3 protein-coding genes are annotated in these 2,562 nt (G+C 63.0%); all 3 read left to right on the top strand.

What is annotated here, in order from left to right; translation table 11 throughout:
- Positions 1–149: 149 nt before the first annotated feature.
- The 3 genes from WDW90_RS36275 (at position 150) to WDW90_RS36285 (ending at position 2,282) form a co-directional block, all read left to right on the top strand.
- Positions 150–464 carry a hypothetical protein gene (locus WDW90_RS36275; protein WP_336492585.1) on the top strand — a complete coding sequence of 105 codons (315 nt, stop codon included), beginning with the start codon at positions 150–152 and terminating at the stop codon, positions 462–464.
- 233 nt (positions 465–697) lie between these two features.
- Positions 698–1,258, top strand: a complete 561-nt coding sequence (locus tag WDW90_RS36280) for a thermonuclease family protein (RefSeq protein ID WP_336492586.1) — start codon at positions 698–700, stop codon at positions 1,256–1,258.
- Positions 1,259–1,463: 205 nt separating this feature from the next.
- A complete protein-coding gene (locus WDW90_RS36285; RefSeq protein WP_336492587.1) occupies positions 1,464–2,282 on the top strand; it encodes a universal stress protein in 819 nt (272 codons plus the stop codon).
- Positions 2,283–2,562: the final 280 nt, after the last annotated feature.

Consider the following 2,562-nt stretch of genomic DNA (forward strand, 5'->3'; position numbering starts at 1 on the left):
GCCCGTTCAACAGGCAGATGCTCCGATTGTCGACGCAGGGCGCTGGTATACCAGGCATCCGTTTACGGGCCGCGGCTGAAATTGCAACGTGCTGAGGCACGTTGCCTGCCGGACAGGCATTCCGGGCCTGGGCGCTCGGCCGGAGGACTATGAACGACATTGTTGCCACCGCGCTTCTCACAGTCGCCGCGGTGCTCGGCTGCGTCCGCTTCGTGGAGATGTTCGCGGACAGGCGGAACGGGACCACCTGGGAACAGGTCGCCACCACCGTGGGAGTGACGACCTTCGTGACCGCGACGGGCCTTATGCTCGAGCGAGGTGGAGTCGTGGCTGCCGCGCTGCTGCTCCTGCTGACATGGCTCGTTTACGACACCGTGCGACGTCACGCTCCGTCCAAGCGTATTCTCGCGGCCTGCACATGGCTCAGCATGGCGTCGCTGCTCGTCTACATCGCCCTGGATTGAGGCTGACAGCCTTGTCCCAGGCGTCTCCGGTCGAGAAGCATCAGACCGGACATGGGGAGCATGCCGGCGGTCACAGGCGCGGGGCCAGGCTCAAATAGACTTGCCCGACGGTGATGTAAGTCACAGCCGCGGTTCGAGACCGGCATTAGTGTGACCGTCGGTCAGGCTTGGCGGTTGGCATGCGATCTACCGCTCCAAGCAGCCAGAAACTCACCATGCGAGCGGAGCGTGCCATGCGAGCGGCGATGCTTATCGGCTTAAGCCTGCTCGCAGTCATCGCGCCTGCAGCCGCGTGGTCCGGCGAGAACCTCAGCGGTCGCGCGTCCGTCATCGATGGCGACACGCTCAGCGTGCGCGGCAAGGTCATCGGCCTCTACGGAGTCGCCGCGCCTAGTCTGAAGCAGGACTGCCTCGATGCGAGCAGCCGAAGCTACTCCTGCGGTGCCGCCTCAGCCCGAGCCCTCGCAGCCCACATCAGCACCGCCATCATAACCTGCGAGACACTGCAGCCCATTCAAAACGGCCGCATCTTGGCCACCTGCCGGAAGAGTAAGGAGGACCTGAGCGCCTGGATGGTTATGCAGGGGCACGCGACGGCGGACAGGCGTGTCTCGACCGCCTACGTTCAGGACGAGAGGCAGGCCTGGGCGAAGCGGCAAGGTCTCTGGGCCGGGGTCTTCGACGATCCTGCATCCCGTGAGCGCGCTCCTTATTCCGCCATGCACCAGTTTGTCGCCGCACAACCGGATGACCGTACGAACGAGCCTTCCACCACCTCCTCAGTGAAGCGCTGATGGCCACCGACATGATCTCGTTCCTAGCCGAAATTGCTTTGCAATGTTGATCGCCTCTCTTTGAGGTAGGCCTTTCACAAGAGGCGTGATGGAGCCCGTCGAGGGCCTGCTCGTAAACAGCGTCCACATAAGCTAGATCCTACGTGATCTGGCGATCGGCAGAATGCTTCTGCGCACGAGCCTGCCAGGCACAATGAGGTCTGCCATGGCGTTCGCGAGCGTGATGGTTCCTCTGGATCCCGGACCCTGTTCCGCGGACCGCCTGCAGGCAACGATCCACCTGGCCGCGCAGTTCGGATCCCGCTTGATCGGCGTTGCTGCGCGCGAGACGCTTCCGACGCGGCTCTATGGCAAAGGCGCCTACATCAACCCGCAGATCGTCGATCTTGCCTACGCCTGCACGGCTGAGGAGATGGCCAGCGTCGAGGAGACGTTCCATCGCGCCACGGCTGAGATCGGCCAAGCCGAATGGCGCTCGGCGCGCAAGGATCCCATGGCGTTCCTGATGAAGCAGTCGCGCAGTGCCGATCTCGTCGTCGTCAGTCGGGACCATGGGGGCGGGGTTGAGGATTGGTGCTCCAGCATTGATCCAGGCGAGTTGATCCTGAACGTCGGTCGGCCGGTCCTCGTGGTGCCGCCGACCATCAACCACCTCTCGGCGCGCCGGATCATCGTGGCCTGGAAGGACACGCGCGAAGCACGTCGAGCCATCTCTGATGGGCTGCCCTTCCTCAAGGCGGCCGATGAGGTTTTTGTCGTCTCTGTTGGGGAGGCGGCTGCCGGCGAGGAAACGCGTGAGATCGCCGAGCACCTCAAGCTGCACGGCGTGACCTGTGGTCCGCTTTTCAGGCAAACATCGTCTGCGGGCGTCGCTGCGGAGATCCTCACCTTGGCCGATGAGAAACGTGCCGACCTGATCGTCGCAGGAGCCTACGGTCACTCACGTATGCGCGAGATGATCTTCGGTAGCGTGACCCAGCAGCTCCTGGAGAGCACTCCACTCTGCTGCCTGATGAGCCACTGAGTAGCGTGAGAGTAAGGGGCAAACGCGTGAGCTGACTGGTGGCTGATTGAGCTGAAGACGCGCTGCGCACGACTACACGCGCTCTCGCCTCCACCCGCCTGGTCATGCTCAAGGGCCTGGTAAGAAACTCCTGCCAACGCCACCGTCTGCATCGTTGGAGTCCGTGTCTGTCGGTAACGTCTGATCCTCCTCTGAATGAGTGGACACCTCTGCTACGCTCCCATGGGGGCTGGAAGGTGTCTGATGGGGACAACGAAACGAACGTTCACGCCGGAGTTCA

It is taken from the genome of Methylobacterium nigriterrae (assembly GCF_037106235.1).
Taxonomy (GTDB): domain Bacteria; phylum Pseudomonadota; class Alphaproteobacteria; order Rhizobiales; family Beijerinckiaceae; genus Methylobacterium; species Methylobacterium nigriterrae.